This window comes from Microbispora hainanensis (assembly GCF_036186745.1).
In the GTDB taxonomy this organism is placed as follows: Bacteria; Actinomycetota; Actinomycetes; order Streptosporangiales; family Streptosporangiaceae; genus Microbispora.
The window spans coordinates 583,912-601,605 of record NZ_CP108086.1; the positions used below are offsets into that span (position 1 = coordinate 583,912).

Sequence of the window (17,694 nt, forward strand, 5' to 3'; positions counted from 1 at the left end):
AATCTACCGTGTTCGAGACGCAAAACGGCTTGTCAGCCACGCCCGTCGTGGGAGTCCGTTATCCCCGCTGAGACCGTGATCAGAACCCGGCGAGATCCCGATCGGACGGTGATCAGACGCCGTAGCGCTCCGGCTTCGGCGTGCGCGACATCAGCAGGACGGCGGCCTCACCGGGGGTCATGCCGTCGTGGACGACGCCGACGACCACCTCGGTGATGGGCATCTCCACGTCGTGCTTCTTGGCGAGTTCGAGCACCGACTCGCACGACTTGACCCCCTCGGCCGTCTGCTTCGTGGCGGCGACGACCTCGGCCATCGTCATGCCCCGGCCCAGGTTCTCGCCGAAGGTGCGGTTGCGCGACAGCGGCGAGGTGCAGGTGGCGACGAGGTCGCCCATCCCGGCGAGGCCGGCGAAGGTGTGCTGGTCCGCCCCGAGCACCGCGCCCAGGCGGGCGATCTCGGCCAGCCCCCGCGTCATGAGCGTCGCCCGCACGTTGTCGCCCAGGCCCATGCCGGCCGCGACGCCGACGGCCAGCGCGATGACGTTCTTGACCGCGCCGCCGAGCTCGACGCCCACCACGTCCGGATTGGTGTAGGTCCGGAACCACGGCAGATGGCACGCCTCCTGGAGCCGGGCGGCCACCTCCTCGTCGGAGCAGGCGACGACGGCCGCGGCGGGCTGCCGCCGGGCCAGCTCGGGCACCAGGTTGGGCCCGGAGACCACGGCCACCCGGCGCTCCGGCACCTCGGCCACCTCGCAGATGACCTCGCTCATCCGCTTGCAGGTGCCGAGCTCGACACCCTTCATCAGGCTGACGAGCACGGCGTCCGGCGGGATGTGCGGCTTCCATGTCCGGAGGTTGGCGCGCAGCGTCTGGGACGGCACCGCGAGGACCACGAAGTCGGCGCCCGCCATGGCCTCGGCGGGGTCGGTCGTGGCGCGGATCGTGTCGGGCAGCCGCGTCCCCGGCAGATACTCGGGGTTCTCCCGGGTCTCGTTGATCGCGTCGACGATCTCCGCCCGCCTGCCCCACAGGGTCGTGGAGGTGCCGGCCTCGGCGAGGATCATCGCGAACGTGGTGCCCCACGAGCCCGTTCCGAAAACAGCCGCCCTGCTCACTGGCCGCACCACTCCTCTTGCTCCGCGCGCTCCCCCCTCACCGTACGCTCCGCTCAGCCCTCGGCCGCATTCTTGGGGTCATAGGGGACCTCTGGCGCCTTCTCGTCCCGGATCTCGGCCAGCAGCTCGGTGATGGCGGCGGTGATGTCGGCGGTCGCGTCGCGCAGCACCGAGCCGCGCATGGGCTTCCCGGCGTACTTGGACAGGTCGACCGGCGGCCCGGCGAGCACGTGGAAGGTCTTGCGCGGCAGCAGGCGCGGCTTCGTCGCCCCGTACGGCAGCAGCTCCTGGGCGCCCCAGTGGGCGATCGGGATGACCGGCACGCCGGTAGCGAGGGCCAGCCGGGCGACACCGGTCTTGCCGACCATGGGCCACAGGTCGGGATCGCGGGTGATCGTACCCTCGGGATAGAACAGGATGCAGGCGCCGTTCCGCAGCCGCTCCTCGGCGATCTTCAGCGACTTGGTGGCCTCGGTGCTGTTGCGTTCGACCGGGATGGCCTGGAGCTGGGCGATGGCGTGACCGAGCCCGCGGATCCGGAAGAGACCCGCCTTGGCCAGGATCGTGGGCCACCGCCCGTTGTTGTAGAGGTAGTGCGAGAGCAGCACGGGGTCGGACCACGACAGATGGTTGGCGGCGATGATCAGCCCGCCGGTGCGGGGGATGTTCTCCCCGCCCCGCCACCTCCGCCGTACGAACAGCCGTGAGATCGGCTTGACGACGACGACCGCGAGCGTCTCCCAGAAGCGCGGCGGACGGCCCGCGCGGCGGTTCACCGTGGCGGCGGCGGGCGCCGCGGGTGTGGGCGCGGGTGTGGTCGGGTCGGACGAGGGTTCGCTGGGGTGGCTCACAGGGTCTCCAAAATCACCGGGATCCGGGACAAGTCTCCCGGTTGGCCATGGGCGATGTCGAGGCGGGATGCTACAGGCATGCACCTCGCGCGATGGTCAATAGTGGTCCCGGTGAAGACCCTGATCCGGGCCAAGACACGGCTGGCGGCGGCCGCCGGGCCGCACCGGGCCGATCTGGCCGTCGCGGTGGCCTCCGACACCGTGGCGGCGGCGCTGCGGTGCCCGCTGGTGGCGCGCGTGGTGGTCGTGACGGCCGACCCGCTGCCCGCGCGGCGGCTGGCCGCGCTCGGGGCCCACGTGGTGGCCGATCCCGACCGGGGGCTGAACACCGCCCTGCGCACCGGGGCGGAGGAGGCCGTACGGCTCGCGCCCGGCGACGCCGTCGGCGCGCTGCAGGCCGACCTGCCCGCCCTGCGGCCCGCGGAGCTGGAGACGGTGCTCGCGGCGGCACTGGAGTTCGACCAGGCATTCGTCCCCGACGCCGCCGAGGTGGGGACGACCTTCTACGGCGTGCGGCCGGGCGTGACCTTCCGGCCGGGGTTCGGCGGCGAGTCGCGGGCCAGGCACCTGTCGCGGGGGGCCAAGGAGCTGACCCCGCCGGGGATCACGTCCGTACGCAGGGACGTGGACACCGTGGAGGACCTGCGCGACGCCCTCGCCCTTGGCGTCGGCCCCGCGACCGCCGAGGTCGCGGCCCTGATGCTCGGCACGACTCCGGAACCCTGACCCTTCGGACACCACGCCCCTGACGGCCGTACGGCCCGGATGGCCCTGATGGCCGTGCGGCCCGGATGGCCCGGCGGTTCTAATGGCCGTGCGGCCCTGACGTCAGAAGGGCGGCCGCGCCGAGCCCCCGCTCCGGCGTGGCCGCCCGTGACGTCGTGTCAGTGGGCCGCCTCCGCGTTCTCGCGGGCCTGCTTGGGCAGGAGGAAGGCCACGACGAAGGTGAGCAGGAGCATTCCGGCCACCACCCACAGGGTGATCTTCATGGCCTGGTCGAAGCTCCCGGCGGTGGGGACGTCGCCGAGCAGGTCGAAGAAGACCGTGCCGAGCAGGGCCACGCCGAACGCGTTGCCGAGCTGCTGCACCGCCGTCAGCGTGCCGGACGCCGAGCCCGTCTCGTGCTCCTCCACGCCGGCGAGCACGATGTCGAAGAAGGGCGACATCAGCAGGCCCATGCCGATGCCGCTGACGATCAGCGCGGGGGCGAGCTGCCAGGGGCTGACGTGCATGCCCGCGAGGTTCAGCGTGAGCACGACGCCGAGCACGCCCAGCGTCATGAGCAGGGTGCCGCCCTGGAGCAGCTTGCGCCCGAACTTCTGCAGCCCCTGCGCGAGCCCGAACCCGAGGATCATGCCGCCCGACCAGGGCACCATCGCGAGCCCCGCCTTGAGCGGCGAGTAGCCGAGCCCCAGCTGGCAGTAGAGGTTGAAGGCCAGCATGAACCCGGCCATGCCGGAGAAGAACACCATGCCGGTGAACAGGCCCCCGGTGAACGCGCGCTTGCGGAACAGGCTCGGCACGATCAGGGGGTCGCCGCCCGCGCGGCTGCGGCGGGACTGGAACCAGCCGAAGACGGCGAACACGAGCACCGACGCGGCGAGCATGACGAACGCCCACGCGGGCCAGTCGTTCTCGCGGCCCTGCACCAGCGGGTAGATCACCAGGAAGGCGCCCACGGACGCGAGCGCGACCCCGGCCAGGTCGAGCCGCGGCGGCTGCGGCGATCGCGACTCGGGCAGGAAGCGCATTCCGGCGAGCAGCGCGGCCAGGCCGAGCGGCAGGTTGATCAGGAAGATCATCCGCCAGCTCGTGCCCCAGAAGTCGGCCGTCACGAGCCAGCCGGCAAGGATCGGGCCGCCGACGGCCGACAACCCCATGACCGGCCCGAACATCCCGAACGCCTTGCCCATCTCGGCGGGCGGGAACATCTCCTTGATCATTCCGAGGCCCTGGGGCAGCATGATCGAGCCGAACAGGCCCTGGATCACCCGGGCGCCGATCAGCACCTCGGGCGACTGCGCGACGGCGCACAGCAGGGATCCCACGGTGAACCCGGCGGCTCCGATCAAGAACATGCGCCTGCGGCCGAAGATGTCACCGAGCCGCCCGCCGGTGATCAGCCCCACGGCCATCGAAAGCGTGTAGGCGGCGCCGAGCCACTGGATGACGGCCTCGGAGCCGCCCAGGTCGGCGCGCATCTCGGGCGCCGCGATGTTGGTGACCATCGCGTCGAGAAGGTCCATGACCTCTCCGGCGAGGATCACGAAGAGCGCCGCCCAGCGCCAGCGGTACGGCGCCCCCGCCACCGGCGACGCCGGCGCGGTCGCCGTGATGGGTTCCGACATCATCCCTCCCTGAAACTGAACAGTGTTCATAGTAAAGTGAGCGCTGTTCTATCACCGATCAGTGTTCAGCGCCAAGTTCGATGTTCACCACGATATATCTCGTTTTGGCGCCACACAAGATATATCTCGTTGAGAGAGCGGTGTTCGTGGAAGCGGAGCGGTGTTCATTAGCATGGGCGGAACAGCGGGAGGTCCTTCATGACACAGCCGGACATGCCCACACCGCCGTGGGAGCGTCCGCCCAGGCGACGTACGCCCGCCAGGGTGCCACTCACCCGCGAGCGGATCGTCGACGCCGCCTACACGGTTCTCGACCGTGATGGATACGACCGGCTGAGCATGCGGCAGGTCGCCGCCGAACTCGGGGTCGCCGTCTCGGCGCTGTACGTCCACGTACGCGACAAGGACGAACTGTTGCAGCTCATGTACACCCGCATGTTCGAGGGCTACGACGTTCCCGAGCCCGACCCCGAGCACTGGCGGGAGCAGGTCAAGGACTTCGCCCGCCAGGCGCGTGAGCGGATGCTGAGCCATCGCGACCTGCCGAAGCTCGCCATGGGCCACGTGCCGTTCACCCCGGAGCTGCTCCCCTACGTCGAGCGGCTGCTGGCGGTCTTCGCCGCCGCCGGGATTCCGCGGCACGTGCTGGCCATCTCCGGCGACCTGCTGTCCACCTACATCAACGGGTTCGCGCTGGAGGAGACCGTCTGGCAGGAGCGTTACCGCGAGTCGCAGGGCTCGTGGGACAAGCTGCGCGAGGAGATCAACGGCTACTTCGCCTCGCTGCCGCCCGACCGGTTCCCGAACCTGGTGGCGCTCGCCGACATCATGATGGACGAGTCGAACGACTACCGGTTCGAGCTCGGCCTGGAGATCATCCTGCGCGGGCTCGCCTCCTACATCGGTGAGCCGGAGCCCGGCGAGGAGCGCGAGGAGGGTTAGGAGACCGCGCGGATCCGCGGCGCGAGCAGGACCGGCAGATGGGCGAGCGTGTAGGCCCCGCAGGCGGTCCAGAACGCGACGCGCACCCCGGCGAGCTGCCCCAGCGTGCCCGCCAGCAGGCCGCCGAGCGGCATCGGACCCCACATCAGGAACCGCATCGTGGCGCTCAGCCTGCCGAGCAGGTGCGGCGGGCAGATCGACTGGCGGTAGGCCCCCTGCGCCACGCTGAACACGGTGGTCGCCACCCCACTGGCCGCCAGGGCCGCCGGCAGGATCAGCAGGCGCGGGCCCGCCGCCGTCAGCGCGAGCGGGGCTATGCAGACCGTGGCCGCCCAGGCCGAGCCGTACATGGCCCGGCCCGTGCCGACGCGGGCCGTGATCCGCGGGGCGAGCCAGGCCCCGGCCACCCCGCCCACCGCTCCGGCCGACAGCAGCATGCCGTACGTGCCGGGGCTGACGCCGACCTCGCGGACCATGTAGAGCGGCACCGTGGCCGACCACAGGCCGAACGTCAGCATCATCAACGCCCCGACGGCGGCCACCCGGCGCAGGACGGGCTGCCCGGCGACGAACAGCAGGCCCTCGGCGATCTCCGGCCACAGCCGGGCGCCGCCCCTGACGTCTCTGTCTCTCAGGGCTTTCTCACCGGGCTGCTCGTCCGCGCGTACGCCGAGGAGCAGCAGCGCGGACCCCGCGTAGCTGAGGGCGTCGGCGACCACCGCGATCGGGGCGGTGAGCGCCTGCACCAGCCAGCCGCCGATCCCCGGGCCGGAGAGCTGGGCGAGCGACTGGTTCGCGGCGAGCGTGCCGTGCCCGCGGGCGAGGTCCTCCCGGCCGACGATGGACGGGAGATAGCTCTGGTGGGCGACATCGAAGAAGACCGTGCACAGCCCGTTCACCAAGGCCACGGCGTACATCTGCGGCAGGCCGAGCACTCCGAGCAGGGCCGCGGCCGGGATCGACAGCAGCGCCAGGGCGCGGACCACGTCGGCGGCGACCAGCACCGGACGGCGCCGCATGCGGTCCACCCACGCTCCGGCGGGCAGGCCGACGAGCAGGAACGCCACCATCTCTGCGGCGGTGAGCAGCCCCACCTCGAACGGGCTCGCGTGCAGGGTGAGCGCCGCCGTGAGCGGCAGGGCGACCAGGGATACCTCGCTGCCGAGCTTGCTGATCGCGTCGGCCCCGGCGTATCGCCGGAAGTCACGCACGCGCCACAGGCTCCTCGCCACTGCCTCGGTCATGGCGGGCCATGCTGGCAGCCGGAGGATTCGCTGGTCAAAGGATTTTCCACGCACAGCGGTAGGCTTGCGGCGTGCAGGCGACGGTGCAGAGCTTCGACCCCGCGACCCGCTCGGGCTGGGTCTTCCTCGACGACGGCACCCGGATCCCGTTCGACGGCGAGGCGTTCGACGCCGGGCCGCTGCGCCACCTGCGCCCCGGCCAGCGGGTCGCCCTCGTCATGGCGGACGACCGCGTCACCTACGTGACGCTCTCCACGTTCCCGACGCCCTGAGTCTCCGGCGCTCCGTCTCCTGTCCTCCGGGTCTCCGGCGCACTGGGTCTCCCGCCCCCTCAGTCCCGGCGCTCAGTCCCGGCGCGCCACGTGTCCGGCGCCGCGTCTCGGGCCCCCGGAGTCGCCGGCGCCCTGAGTCCGCGGCCCGCCGAGCTTGCGACGCCCTGGGTCTCCCGCCCCCTCAGTCCCGGCGCTCAGTCCCGGCGCGCCACGTGTCCGGCGCCGCGTCTCGGGCCCCCGGAGTCTCCCGCGTTTCGGGCGTTGGCGCGTCAGACGGTCTTGAGCGCTCCTCCGTCGATCACCAGGTCCGCGCCGTTGACGCTCGCCGCGCGCGGTGAGGCGAGGTAGGTCACGAGGGCCGCCACCTCCGCCGGTTCGACCAGCCGTCCCGTGGTCATGCCCGCCCGGGCCGGCAGCCCGGCCAGAAACTGCTCGTGCGACACTCCGAGCGCCGCAGCCAGCTCGGCGCCGTAGCCGTCGGGCGCCTCCCACATTGCGGTGCGGACCGCGCCGGGCGAGACCGTGTTCACCCGCACCCCCTGCGGCCCGAACTCCTCCGCCAGGGCCTTGCCGAACGCCGTGAGCGCCGCCTTCGCCGTGGTGTACGGCAGCGGGCCCACGTGCGGCATGCGGGCGCCGTTCGAGGAGATGTTCACGATCACACCGCGGCGGCGCACGACGGCGGGCAGCGCGGCGCGAGTCGTCCGTACGGCGGCGAAGAAGTTGAGGTCGAACCACGAGAGCCACTCGTCATCCGCGAAGCCGAGGAATCCCCGCACGCCGTTCACGCCGGGGTCCCCGCCGCCCACATTGTTGACGAGCAGATCGAGACCCTCCTCCAGCTCTGCCACCGCAAGCTCGACCAGGTGCGCCGGGCCCTCGGGCGTCGAGAGGTCCACCGGAACGGCGATCGCGCCGGTCTCCTTCAGCTCCGCGCTGACGTTCCGCGCCGCCGCCACCACGCGGACGCCCTCCGCGGCGAGCGCCGCGACGACCGCCAGCCCGATGCCCCGGCTGGCACCGGTGACCAGCGCCGTACGTCCCTTGAGTCCCATGTCCATGGCGCACCCCTCCGCGCTTTTCGCAACTTGAATGACGCAATGAAGCTATAACTTGCTACATAAATGTTGCAAGTCATGAGCGAGCTGAATCCTGCCGGTAGCATGTGACGGTGCCGAAAGCCCAGCAGCCTTCGCAGCTCGGAAAGCGCCCGCTCCGGGCCGACTCCGAGCGGACCGTGCGGACGATCCTGGAGGCGGCCGAGCGGGTGTTCGCCGCCAATCCGGCGGCGACCATGGAGCAGGTCGCCCAGGCGGCCGGGGTCGCCCGCACGACCGTCCACCGCCGTTTCGCCACCCGCGAGGCCCTGGTGGAGGAGCTCACCGGCTGGGCCGCCCGCCGGTTCGCCGAGGCCGTCGAGTCGGCCCACGCGGACAGCACGCCGCCCCTCGTCGCGCTCTACCAGGTGACCGCCAACGTCCTGCGGGTGAAGACGGACTGGTGGTTCGCCATGAACCGTACGGCCGACGACGCCCACCCCGAGGCCGCCCGCGTGCACGCGAAGGTCCGCGACGATTGCGAGCGGCTGCTCCGCCGGGCCCGTGAAGCGGGTGTGCTGCGTCCCGACGCCGACATCGACTGGACCCGCCGCGTCTACTACGCCCTCATCCACGAGGCCGCCGCCGAGAGCGCGGCCAGAGACACGTCCAGAGACACGTCCGGAGGCGTGTCCGAGGGCGGGTCTCAGGGCGGGGCCGGGAGCACATCCGGAGGCATGTCCGAGGGCGGGTCTCAGGGCGGGGCCGAGGGCACGTCCGAAAACGGGTCCGGGGACGGGGCCTGGGGCACATCCGGAGGCGTGTCCGAGGACGGGTCTGAGAGCGGGGTTCAGGGCAGGGCCGGGGACAGGTCTGGAGGCACGTCCGGGAGCACATCCGACGGCGACTCCCAAAGCCGGGACGCCGAGGCCCTCGCGACCCGGGTCGTGGACACCCTGCTGCGCGGGTTCGGCTCCCCCAGCGCGCCGGTCATCGCCTGATGGGAGCTTCCGAGTCGGTCTGATCAGGCAGACCCGGTCTCCGGTGGCCGCCGATGAGCGAGCACCCCCGACGCCTGGGCCGCGGACCTGTCGCCCGCGAGACGCTCTCCCCGCTTTCACCCTCCTGAACTGAGCCCTGACCCTGACCTGGGCCCTGACCTGGGCCCTGGCCTGGGGCGGGTTTGACCCGATCACCCGGCCGGGGTTCTACTGGAGAGGCTCTACGCGCCGCCGTACGACACCGAGGAGGTGATCGGGATGACATCCGGCAGTAGCCCAGAACCATCCCATCCCGTCGCCTTCCCCGCGACGCGAAGCCCCGGCGTCGTCGAGGCGGTCGCCGCCCGCTGTCACGCGAGGTGACGGGTTCTCATCCGTGCCGCACTCCCGGCACGGGACAGGAGGTCCGTCATGACGATCACGATTTCCGTTCCGTTCACGCTGCCGCAGATCCTGCACCGGACGGCTCGTGTCCTGTTCCCCGTCCTGATGCCTCTCGCCCTCGCCCTGGCGGGCTCCGCCGAGGCCGGCGTCGGCATGCACCTGGGGCTGGAGATCGGGCTGCTGGTCCTCCGGCACCTCCTGGGGGTCTGAGCGGGCGGGGCGGCGGCTACGGCCGCACCCGCCTGGCCCGGGACTCCAGGTAGCGCTGCTCGGCCATGCTGGCCGTGGCCTTCGCGGCGCGCCGGTAGTGCTCGTACGCCCCGGCCGTGTCGCCGGTCTTCTCCAGCAGATGCGCGCGCACGGACAGCAGCCGGTGGTGCCCGGCCATCCGCTCGTCCCCGTCCAGCGTGGACAGCAGGGCCAGCCCGGCCTTCGGGCCCTCGATCTCGGCGAGCGCGATCGCCCGGTTGAGGGTGACCATCGGGTTGGGTGCGATCCGCTCCAGGATCAGATAGAGGGCGTGCACCTGCGGCCAGTCGGTCTCCTCGGCCGTGGCCGCGTCGGCGTGCGTGGCGGCGATGGCGGCCTGCAGTTTGTAGGGCCCCAGCTCGGGGCCGGCCAGCGCAGCCTTGATCAGCTCGATGCCCTCGTCGATCAGCCCGCGATCCCATTTCGCGCGGTCCTGCTCGTCCAGCGGCACCAGGTCGCCGGACGGGGTCGTACGGGCCTCCCGGCGGGCGTGGGTCAGCAGCATCAGCGCGAGCAGCCCGGTCACCTCGCCGTCCTCGGGCAACTGGGCGTGCACCATCCGGGTCAGCCGGATCGCCTCGTGCGCGAGGTCGGCGCGGTGCAGTTCACTGCCCGATGAGGCGGTGTAGCCCTCGTTGAAGATCAGATAGAGCACGTGCAGGACGACGCGGAGCCGCTCGTGGAGCTCCGCGCCGCCCGGCATGGCGAACGTGCTGCCGGCGGCCTTGATGCGCTGCTTGGCCCGGCTGATCCTGGCCGCCATCGTGGCCTCCGGCACCAGGAACGCGCGGGCGATCTCGGCCGTGGTCAGGCCGCCGACCGCCCGCAGCGTCAGGGCGACCTGGGAGGCCGCGGTCAGCGTGGGATGGCAGCACAGGAAGAGCAGGACGAGCGTGTCGTCGGTGTCCGGCACGTCCTCCGGTGTCACCTCGACGGCCGCCGTCGCCGACTCCCGCTCACGGCGCGCGTGGTCGCTGCGCATCTGGTCGATCAGCCGCCGGGACGCGACGGTCGACAGCCAGCCGCGGGGGTTGTCCGGCACCCCCTCGGCCGGCCACTGCACGGCGGCGGCGAGAACGGCCTCCTGCACGGCGTCCTCGCACCCCTCGAACCGGCCGTACCGCCGTACCAGCGCGCCGAGGACCTGCGGCGTGAGCTCACGTAACAGGTCCTCGATGACCGGTGCTGTCATGCCTCCAATTGTCCGTCGGCGAACATGACCTGCCGCACCTCGACGCCGAGACCCTCGATCGCGGTGTCCGGGATCTGCGCGGCCAGCTCGATCGCCCGCTCCTTGCTCTCGCAGTCGATCAGGTAGAAGCCGCCCAGATATTCCTTGGCCTCCAGGAAGGGGCCGTCGGTGACCACCGGCTGGCCGTCGCGTACGGACACCACCGCGGCCTGCGACGGGTCGACCAGCGCCTGCGTGGTGATCAGCTCCCCGGACCGCTTCAGTCCCTCGATGAACCTGCCGTGCCCCTCGCCGATCGCCGCCCGCTCCTCGTCGGTCAGCGCGTCGAGCACGGCCGGGTTGATGTGCAGGCTGATCAGGAACTTCATCTCGTTCTCCTCGTGGTTCGCGAGCCCCCTCGGGGCCCTTCCACCGGGTGGTCGGAGCCGGCTCCGCCGTCTTGACATGTACTCGCGTCAAAAAACTCCCGGCCGCTCCGACCGATCGGCGAGACGTCGAGAGAACAGGGAGTTTCGACATGCGAGTCAACCGGGCGTGGCTGGGACTGGTCGTCCTGGCGCTGCCGGCGCTGCTCGTCGCGATCGACGCGACGGCGCTGCTCCTCGCGCTGCCGCAGCTGAGCGCCGACCTGGGAGCCACCAGCGTCGAGCAGTTGTGGATCAGCGACAGCTACGGGTTCATGGTGGCCGGTCTGGTCATCACGATGGGCACGCTCGGCGACCGGATCGGCCGCCGGCGGCTGCTGCTGATCGGCGGAGCGGCGTTCCTGGTGCTGTCGGTCGCGGCGGCCTTCGCGGCCGATCCGCTGATGCTGATCGTCGCGCGTGCCCTGCTGGGCGTCGCCGGGGCGACCCTGGCACCGTCCACGCTCGCCCTGATCACCAGCATGTTCCGCGACGAACGGCAGCGGGGCAAGGCCATCGCGATCTGGGCGGCCTGCCAGTTCACCGGCGGCGCGCTCGGGCCCGTGCTCGCCGGGTTCCTGCTCCAGCACTTCTGGTGGGGATCGGTGTTCCTGGTCGCCGTGCCGGCGATGGCGTTGCTGCTGCTCGCCGGGCCGGTGCTGCTGCCGGAGTTCCGCAGCGACCAGGCCGGACGGCTCGACCCGGCCGGCGTCGTGCTGTCGCTCGCGGCGGTGCTCCTGACGGTCTTCGGGATCAAGCAACTGACCGTCGCGAGCGGCCCGGCCGTCCCGGCGGGCGCCCTCGTCGCGGGCGCGGGCTTGGGCTTCCTGTTCGTACGGCGGCAGTTGCGGGTGGAGGCGCCGCTGCTCGATCTGCGGCTGCTCCGCAACCGCCCCTTCACGGCCGTGCTCGTCGCGCTGGTCTTCGCCGGCGTGGCCATGGCCGGCACGGGCCTGATGGTGACCCAGTATCTGCAGGGCGTGCTGGGCCTCTCCCCGGCCGTGTCGGCGTTGCTGTTCGCGCCGATGGGCCTGGGCACGGCGGCCGGCACCATGGCGGCGCCGGCGCTGGCCCGCCGGGTGAGGCGGACGACCGCCATCGCCGGCGGACTGGCGGTGTCGGCGGTGGGCGGCCTGCTGCTGATCGGCGCCGGTGTCGGCGGCGCGGGTGCCCTGCCGCCGGTGGTGATCGGCATCACCGTGCTGGCGCTGGGCACGGGCCCGCTGTTCGCGCTGGGCACCGGGCTGGTCGTCGGGTCCGTGCCGCCGGAGCGCGCCGGCTCGGCGGCGTCGATGTCGGAGACCGGCAACTACTTCGGCGGTTCGCTCGGCCTCGCGCTGCTCGGCGTGGTGGCCTCGGTGGTCTACCGCGGCAGGATGGACGGCACGTCCGACTCGCTGGCCGGCGCGGTCGCCGCGAGCCGGCACCTTCCCGCCGCCGAGGGCGCGCACCTGCTGCACGCCGCACGGGAGGCGTTCACGGCCGGCCTGCACGTCACCGGCCTGACAGCCGCGGTCGTCTTCGCCGGGCTGGCCATGCTGGTCCTGGCGATGCGTCCGGCGACCCGGACCGCCACGGCTCCGGTCCCCGGTCATAAGGCCGGTCACGAGGCCGGTCGTGAGGCCGGTTATGAGGTGACTCCCTCGTAGCCGCCTTCCATCGGCACCCGTAACGCGATCATGGCGACGTCGTCCTCCCCCGTCACCGGCATCCCGGTGAGCACCTGGTCGCAGAACCGGTCCAGCGGTTCGCGGGCGAGCGGCTCCGCGCACCGCCGCAGCCGTTCGAGCCCGTCGCCGATGTCCTCACCGCGCCGCTCGACGAGGCCGTCGGTGTAGAGCAGCAGCGTGCTGCGCGGTGGCAACGGTTCGACGGCGCTGATCCACGGCTGCTCGTAGCAGAGGCCGAGAAGCGGGTTGCCCGCTTCCCGGAGGAAGCGGGCCTCCCCCTCGCCGGTCACCAGCAACGGCGGCGGGTGGCCGGCCGCGGAGTAGGCCAGCCCCCAGAGGCCCTCCGCATCCCGTTCCACGCGGGTCAGGGCGCAGGTGACCGTGGTCTCGCCGTTCAGGGCCTCCATGGCGCTGTTCAGCCGCTGCAGGACCTCACCGGGGCACTCGTCACGATCGACGGCGAGCGCCCGCAGCATGTTGCGCACCTGGCTCATGCAGACTGCGGCGGCGAGGTCGTGCCCGGCCACGTCGCCGATCACCAGCTTGACCGCGCCACCGGGCAGCACGAACGCGTCGTACCAGTCTCCGCCGATCTCGGCGGCGGTCGGGCTCGGCTGGTAGCGCGCGGCGAGCTCCAGACCGGGGATATGCGGCGGCTCGGCCAGCAGACTGTGCTGCAGGGCCAGCGCCACCCGCTGGGTGCGCCGGAAGCGCAGAGCATTGCTGATGGCGTCGTGCGTGTGATCGAGGATCTGCCCCATCAGGTCGATGTCGGTCTGGCCGATCGGAGGCCGGTCCCCGCGGACGCAGGCCGTGACCACGGCCGCGACCTCGCCTTCGACCACGATCGGGAGGATGACAACGTTGTGCGCCTCGATCTCGGCGAGCCACCTGCTGATCGCCTCCGGGTAGAGGAACGGAGGACGTCCACGGGGGAAGGACATCTGGGCGGGGCGGCGCTGCCTCACCGCTCGCCGCAGCACCTCGGCGGAGTAGTGCTCCTGCAGCATCGGCAGCGTCGGTATTCCCTCACTTACGGCGCAGCCGAGGCGCTCGGCGACGATGACGTCCGTGTACGGAAGACCGCCGTTCGGCTCGCGAAGCAGATGGACGTCGCAGGTGTCGGCGAGCTCGGGCACGACCACGTCGGCGAGCGCCTGGCACATCTCCTCCAGGTTGGTGATGTCGCTCGCGGCGGCCGCGGCGCGCTCCAGCAGCCGGCGGCGGCGCTCCTCCTGCCACTCCTGCTCGACGTCGGTTGAGGTGCCCACCCACTCCACCACCGCGCCGTTCTCGCGCACCGGAACGGCCCGGAACCGGATGTGCCGGTAGACGCCGTCGCGGGGGCGGACGCGGTAGGTCGCCTCTTGGAGCGGGACCTCCTGCTCGGAGGCCTTGCCCCACCATTCCTCGGCGTACACGCGGTCTTCGGGGTGCAGGGCCTCCATCCAGCCGTGGCCGAAACTCTCCTCCGGTCTCTGTCCTGTCAGCCGCTGCCAGCCATGGCTCTCTCTGGACTCGCCGTGCGGGCCGGTCACCCACACCCCGTGCGCGCCCGCCCAGATGATGCTCTGGTAGCGGCGCCGGAGGCGGCGCAACTCCTTCTCCATGGCGTGCAGCCGCCGCGCGGTGGCGGCCTGTGCCGTGACCTCCTGGACCAGCGCCAGAAGTCCCCACCCGCCATGCTGGAGGGGCACTCGGGAGAGGCTCACCCGGAAGAGACGGTCGTGCCGTCCGTCGCCGCCGTCCGCGGTCGTGGAGACGTCGTCGAGGCGCACCGTACGCCCCGTCGCCAGCGCCTTGTCGAACGCGGCGAGGGTGTCGTGCCCCACGAGGTCGTCGAGAGCCTCCGACACCGGCGCCCCGATCGGCCGGTGCCCGAACATCGCCCGGAAGGCGTTGTTCGTATAGCGCAGCCGATGCTCGACCCCACCGGTCACCAGCACCGCGACCGGCGCCCGGTCGAACACGTCCAGCGGCACCCAGTTTGACTGGCGTTTTCGCGCTGCCGCCGTCTCAGACTTTTGACCGACTTGCACTGCTTCTTCCCCCGGTCCGACCGTGTGCACGCGATCGAGGGCACCCCGTATACCCGCCCTACGACTCGCCTACCTGAGATTACACACGTTTTCCCAGGTCAGAGAGGGAAGAAGGAAGGGTCCTCGTGCCACCGGCGCCACAGGGCCCTCATGCGGCAGCCTAAGCGGCAGGCGCCTCAGGGCACCTGTGCTGCAGTACGAAAAGCCGCGCCACAGCGCCCCCGCGCCGCAGTGCCCCCGCGCCACGGGGCCCTCACGCGGCGGCGGCATCGTCGGCGGGCCCCGGAAACGACGAACGGCGCCCGGGGGCTCCGAGCGCCGTCCACTGGTGCGGGGTGGGGCCGGCTACTTCTTCTTCGCAGCCTTGCCGCCCGCGTTGACCTGCTCCTTGAAATCTGCTCCGGGCCGGAACCTGGGTGCCCAGCTCTCCTCCACCTTGATCGGATCCCCGGTGGAGGGGTTGCGGGCGGTACGAGCCGGCTTGTGCACCATCTCGAAGGCGCCGAAGCCGGTGATCGAGACCTTGTCCCCGCTCGCGACAGCGCTCTGGATGGCGTCGAGGACGGCGTTGACGGCCTCGGTAGCCGTCTTCTTGTCGCCGACACGATCCGTGATCGCGTCGACGAGTTCTTTCTTGTTCATTTCGGTTTCCTCCCCCTTACGCGCTTGAAATTAGGGGACGAGGTCGCGGGACTTCAATCACCATGGGGCATGTTTCGCCTGCTCGGCGTGTCGAATGTGCCGTCCAGATAGGCGATGAAGGCGTCCAGCCGGGCGGCCGCATGGGCTATGTCCCGCTTTGCCACGTCACAGATAGCAAGCAGCCGTCGCGCCAGGCGGGCCTGCTCCTCCTGTGGTAAGGCTAACGCTCTGACGCGGCGATGCGCATCACGCAGTCGCCGCGCCAGCAGCTCATCTACGGTCTGAGGATCGTTCAGACGGTCGTCGGCAGCCATGGCTGCCGTCCATTCTCGTACTCCTCGATGGCGTCCGCGTGACGCAGGGTCAGCCCGATGTCGTCGAGGCCCTCCATCAGCCGCCAGCGGGTGTAGTCGTCGATCTCGAACGAGGCCACGATGTCGCCCGAGCGCACCTGGCGTTCCACCAGGTCGACGGTGATCTCCGTCTTCGGGTCGGCCTCGGCCGCGTCCTGCAGCCGCTTGACGACGTCCTCGGGCAGGACGACCGGCAGCAGGCCCATCTTCGTGGAGTTGTTGCGGAAGATGTCGCCGAACCGCGAGGCGATCACGACGCGGAAGCCGTACTGCTGGAGGGCCCAGACGGCGTGCTCGCGCGAGGAACCGGTGCCGAAGTCGGGCCCGGACACCAGGATCGACGCGCCCTCGTACGCCGGGTCGTTCAGCACGAAGGACGGGTCCTCGCGCCAGGCGGCGAACAGGCCCTTCTCGAAGCCCGTACGGCTGACCTGCTTCAGCCAGACCGCCGGGATGATCTGGTCGGTGTCCACGTTGCTGCGGCGCAGCGGCACGGCCCGGCCGGTGTGGGTGGTGAAGGCATCCATGATGATCTCTTCCTGGGACTGGGGCGGGCGGGCTAGAGGTCGGCGGGGGCGGTCAGCCGGCCGGTCACCGCGGTCGCGGCCGCGACCTGCGGCGAGACCAGGTGGGTGCGCCCGCCCTTGCCCTGGCGGCCCTCGAAGTTGCGGTTGGAGGTCGAGGCGCTGCGCTCGCCCGGCTTCAGGGTGTCGGGGTTCATGCCCAGGCACATCGAGCAGCCGGCCTCGCGCCACTCGGCCCCGGCCGCCTTGAAGACCTCGTGGAGGCCCTCCTCCTCGGCGGCCTTCTTGACGCCCATGGAGCCCGGGACGATCAGCGTACGGGTGACGACCTTGCGGCCCCGCAGGATCTCGGCGGCGGCGCGCAGGTCCTCGATGCGGCCGTTGGTGCAGGAGCCGACGAAGACGGTGTCCACCTGGATGTCGCGCAGCGGCGTGCCCGCGGTCAGGCCCATGTACTCCAGCGCCCGCTCGGCGGCGGACCGCTCGACCGGGTCGGCGAACTGCTCGGGCGACGGCACCGTGGAGCCGAGCGGCGCGCCCTGGCCCGGGTTGGTGCCCCACGTGACGAACGGCGTGAGGGTCGCGGCGTCGATCTCCACGACCTTGTCGAACTCGGCGTCGTCGTCGGTGCGCAGCGTCTTCCAGTATTCGACGGCCCGGTCCCAGTCCTCGCCGGAGGGCGCGTGCGGACGGCCGCGCAGGTATTCGAACGTGGTCTCGTCGGGGGCGATCAGGCCCGCCCGCGCGCCTGCCTCGATCGACATGTTGCAGACGGTCATGCGGCCCTCCATGGAGAGCTTGCGCACGGCCTCGCCGCGATACTCGACGATGTGGCCCTGGCCGCCGCCGGTGCCGATCTTCGCGATGATCGCGAGGATCAGGTCCTTGGCGGTCACGCCGACCGGCAGCTCGCCCTTGACCTCGATGGCCATCGTCTTGGGCCGGTAGGCGGGCAGCGTCTGGGTGGCCAGCACGTGCTCGACCTCGGAGGTGCCGATGCCGAACGCGATGGCGCCGAACGCCCCGTGGGTCGAGGTGTGGGAGTCGCCGCAGACGATCGTCATGCCGGGCTGGGTCAGTCCGAACTGCGGGCCGATGATGTGCACCACGCCCTGACCTGCGTCGCCCATCGGGTGCAGGCGGATGCCGAACTCCGCGGCGTTCTTGCGCAGCGTCTCGACCTGCGTGCGCGACACCGGGTCGGAGATCGGCCCGAGCACGGTCGGCACGTTGTGGTCCTCGGTGGCGATCGTGAGCTCGGGGCGACGCACGGTGCGGCCGGCCATGCGGAGGCCGTCGAACGCCTGCGGGCTGGTCACCTCGTGGATGAGGTGCAGGTCGATGTAGAGCAGGTCGGGTTCGCCCTCGGCACGCCGTACGACGTGCTGCTCCCAGACTTTCTCAGCCAGTGTGCGACCCATG

18 protein-coding genes are annotated in these 17,694 nt (G+C 71.4%); 6 read left to right on the forward strand and 12 right to left on the reverse strand.

Features of this window, described 5'->3' with window-relative positions; all coding sequences use genetic code 11:
* Window positions 1-112 precede the first annotated feature (112 nt).
* Window positions 113-1,120: an NAD(P)H-dependent glycerol-3-phosphate dehydrogenase gene (locus tag OHB01_RS02660; RefSeq protein WP_142646063.1), complete on the reverse strand. Its 1,008-nt coding sequence runs from the start codon at window positions 1,118-1,120 to the stop codon at window positions 113-115.
* Window positions 1,121-1,173: 53 nt separating this feature from the next.
* Complete coding sequence (locus OHB01_RS02665; RefSeq protein WP_260617146.1) at window positions 1,174-1,971, reverse strand: lysophospholipid acyltransferase family protein; 798 nt, start codon at window positions 1,969-1,971, stop codon at window positions 1,174-1,176.
* A gap of 78 nt (window positions 1,972-2,049) precedes the next feature.
* Here OHB01_RS02665 and cofC point away from each other — a divergent pair, with 78 nt between their 5' ends.
* The gene (gene cofC / locus OHB01_RS02670; protein ID WP_142646064.1) at window positions 2,050-2,697 is read left to right on the forward strand and encodes a 2-phospho-L-lactate guanylyltransferase; all 648 of its coding nucleotides are present in this window, start codon (window positions 2,050-2,052) and stop codon (window positions 2,695-2,697) included.
* 158 nt (window positions 2,698-2,855) lie between these two features.
* On the opposite strand, the gene OHB01_RS02675 is transcribed toward cofC, so the two are convergent.
* Window positions 2,856-4,322 (reverse strand): MFS transporter, encoded by a 1,467-nt coding sequence (locus OHB01_RS02675; RefSeq protein ID WP_205829939.1) that lies wholly within the window; start codon window positions 4,320-4,322, stop codon window positions 2,856-2,858.
* A gap of 195 nt (window positions 4,323-4,517) precedes the next feature.
* Here OHB01_RS02675 and OHB01_RS02680 point away from each other — a divergent pair, with 195 nt between their 5' ends.
* Window positions 4,518-5,261: a TetR/AcrR family transcriptional regulator gene (locus tag OHB01_RS02680; RefSeq protein WP_147943794.1), complete on the forward strand. Its 744-nt coding sequence runs from the start codon at window positions 4,518-4,520 to the stop codon at window positions 5,259-5,261.
* On the opposite strand, the gene OHB01_RS02685 is transcribed toward OHB01_RS02680, so the two are convergent.
* Window positions 5,258-6,505, reverse strand: a complete 1,248-nt coding sequence (locus tag OHB01_RS02685) for an MFS transporter (protein WP_147943795.1) — start codon at window positions 6,503-6,505, stop codon at window positions 5,258-5,260. The two genes, OHB01_RS02680 and OHB01_RS02685, sit on opposite strands and share 4 nt — an antisense overlap.
* Before the next feature lie 71 nt (window positions 6,506-6,576).
* On the opposite strand from OHB01_RS02685, the gene OHB01_RS02690 reads away from it, so the two are divergent.
* Window positions 6,577-6,777, forward strand: a complete 201-nt coding sequence (locus tag OHB01_RS02690; RefSeq protein ID WP_142617359.1) for a hypothetical protein — start codon at window positions 6,577-6,579, stop codon at window positions 6,775-6,777.
* A 269-nt stretch (window positions 6,778-7,046) separates the two neighbouring features.
* Here the strand turns inward: OHB01_RS02690 and OHB01_RS02695 are convergent, their stop codons facing one another.
* Window positions 7,047-7,838, reverse strand: a complete 792-nt coding sequence (locus OHB01_RS02695) for an SDR family oxidoreductase (protein ID WP_142646068.1) — start codon at window positions 7,836-7,838, stop codon at window positions 7,047-7,049.
* Window positions 7,839-7,948: 110 nt separating this feature from the next.
* Here OHB01_RS02695 and OHB01_RS02700 point away from each other — a divergent pair, with 110 nt between their 5' ends.
* A complete protein-coding gene (locus tag OHB01_RS02700) occupies window positions 7,949-8,815 on the forward strand; it encodes a TetR family transcriptional regulator (RefSeq protein WP_328854886.1) in 867 nt (288 codons plus the stop codon).
* Window positions 8,816-9,226: 411 nt separating this feature from the next.
* On the forward strand, window positions 9,227-9,409 hold the full coding sequence (locus tag OHB01_RS02705; RefSeq protein WP_142646069.1) for a hypothetical protein: 183 nt from the start codon (window positions 9,227-9,229) through the stop codon (window positions 9,407-9,409).
* 16 nt (window positions 9,410-9,425) lie between these two features.
* On the opposite strand, the gene OHB01_RS02710 is transcribed toward OHB01_RS02705, so the two are convergent.
* Both OHB01_RS02710 and OHB01_RS02715 read right to left on the reverse strand, forming a co-directional pair.
* Window positions 9,426-10,640: an RNA polymerase sigma factor gene (locus OHB01_RS02710; RefSeq protein ID WP_142646070.1), complete on the reverse strand. Its 1,215-nt coding sequence runs from the start codon at window positions 10,638-10,640 to the stop codon at window positions 9,426-9,428.
* The gene (locus OHB01_RS02715) at window positions 10,637-11,008 is read right to left on the reverse strand and encodes a YciI family protein (RefSeq protein WP_142646071.1); all 372 of its coding nucleotides are present in this window, start codon (window positions 11,006-11,008) and stop codon (window positions 10,637-10,639) included. The genes OHB01_RS02710 and OHB01_RS02715 overlap by 4 nt, the downstream gene beginning before the upstream one ends.
* A 149-nt stretch (window positions 11,009-11,157) precedes the next feature.
* Between OHB01_RS02715 and OHB01_RS02720 the strand changes: the two genes are divergently transcribed.
* Window positions 11,158-12,693: an MFS transporter gene (locus tag OHB01_RS02720; protein WP_328854887.1), complete on the forward strand. Its 1,536-nt coding sequence runs from the start codon at window positions 11,158-11,160 to the stop codon at window positions 12,691-12,693.
* Here OHB01_RS02720 and OHB01_RS02725 read toward each other — a convergent pair.
* The 5 genes from OHB01_RS02725 to leuC all read right to left on the reverse strand — a co-directional run bounded on the left by OHB01_RS02725 (window position 12,672) and on the right by leuC (window position 17,693).
* Window positions 12,672-14,696, reverse strand: a complete 2,025-nt coding sequence (locus tag OHB01_RS02725) for a SpoIIE family protein phosphatase (protein ID WP_328854888.1) — start codon at window positions 14,694-14,696, stop codon at window positions 12,672-12,674. The two genes, OHB01_RS02720 and OHB01_RS02725, sit on opposite strands and share 22 nt — an antisense overlap.
* Before the next feature lie 402 nt (window positions 14,697-15,098).
* Window positions 15,099-15,395, reverse strand: a complete 297-nt coding sequence (locus OHB01_RS02730; protein ID WP_142562214.1) for an HU family DNA-binding protein — start codon at window positions 15,393-15,395, stop codon at window positions 15,099-15,101.
* A 53-nt stretch (window positions 15,396-15,448) separates the two neighbouring features.
* Window positions 15,449-15,709: a hypothetical protein gene (locus tag OHB01_RS02735; protein WP_147943798.1), complete on the reverse strand. Its 261-nt coding sequence runs from the start codon at window positions 15,707-15,709 to the stop codon at window positions 15,449-15,451.
* Window positions 15,688-16,275 carry a 3-isopropylmalate dehydratase small subunit gene (gene leuD, locus OHB01_RS02740; RefSeq protein ID WP_142646074.1) on the reverse strand — a complete coding sequence of 196 codons (588 nt, stop codon included), beginning with the start codon at window positions 16,273-16,275 and terminating at the stop codon, window positions 15,688-15,690. Before leuD ends, OHB01_RS02735 begins: the two co-directional genes overlap by 22 nt.
* Window positions 16,276-16,307: 32 nt before the next feature.
* Window positions 16,308-17,693 carry a 3-isopropylmalate dehydratase large subunit gene (leuC, locus tag OHB01_RS02745; protein ID WP_142646077.1) on the reverse strand — a complete coding sequence of 462 codons (1,386 nt, stop codon included), beginning with the start codon at window positions 17,691-17,693 and terminating at the stop codon, window positions 16,308-16,310.
* Window position 17,694: the final 1 nt, after the last annotated feature.

Excerpts from the sequence above, each read along its gene's own strand:
- leuD (WP_142646074.1), bottom strand. The coding sequence starts at position 16,275 with ATGGATGCCTTCACCACCCACACCGGCCGGGCCGTGCCGCTGCGCCGC.
- OHB01_RS02720 (WP_328854887.1), top strand. The coding sequence starts at position 11,158 with ATGCGAGTCAACCGGGCGTGGCTGGGACTGGTCGTCCTGGCGCTGCCG.
- OHB01_RS02735 (WP_147943798.1), bottom strand. The coding sequence starts at position 15,709 with ATGGCTGCCGACGACCGTCTGAACGATCCTCAGACCGTAGATGAGCTG.
- OHB01_RS02730 (WP_142562214.1), bottom strand. The coding sequence starts at position 15,395 with ATGAACAAGAAAGAACTCGTCGACGCGATCACGGATCGTGTCGGCGAC.
- OHB01_RS02715 (WP_142646071.1), bottom strand. The coding sequence starts at position 11,008 with ATGAAGTTCCTGATCAGCCTGCACATCAACCCGGCCGTGCTCGACGCG.
- leuC (WP_142646077.1), bottom strand. The coding sequence starts at position 17,693 with ATGGGTCGCACACTGGCTGAGAAAGTCTGGGAGCAGCACGTCGTACGG.
- OHB01_RS02685 (WP_147943795.1), bottom strand. The coding sequence starts at position 6,505 with ATGACCGAGGCAGTGGCGAGGAGCCTGTGGCGCGTGCGTGACTTCCGG.
- OHB01_RS02705 (WP_142646069.1), top strand. The coding sequence starts at position 9,227 with ATGACGATCACGATTTCCGTTCCGTTCACGCTGCCGCAGATCCTGCAC.
- OHB01_RS02675 (WP_205829939.1), bottom strand. The coding sequence starts at position 4,322 with ATGATGTCGGAACCCATCACGGCGACCGCGCCGGCGTCGCCGGTGGCG.
- OHB01_RS02710 (WP_142646070.1), bottom strand. The coding sequence starts at position 10,640 with ATGACAGCACCGGTCATCGAGGACCTGTTACGTGAGCTCACGCCGCAG.
- cofC (WP_142646064.1), top strand. The coding sequence starts at position 2,050 with ATGCACCTCGCGCGATGGTCAATAGTGGTCCCGGTGAAGACCCTGATC.
- OHB01_RS02695 (WP_142646068.1), bottom strand. The coding sequence starts at position 7,838 with ATGGACATGGGACTCAAGGGACGTACGGCGCTGGTCACCGGTGCCAGC.
- OHB01_RS02680 (WP_147943794.1), top strand. The coding sequence starts at position 4,518 with ATGACACAGCCGGACATGCCCACACCGCCGTGGGAGCGTCCGCCCAGG.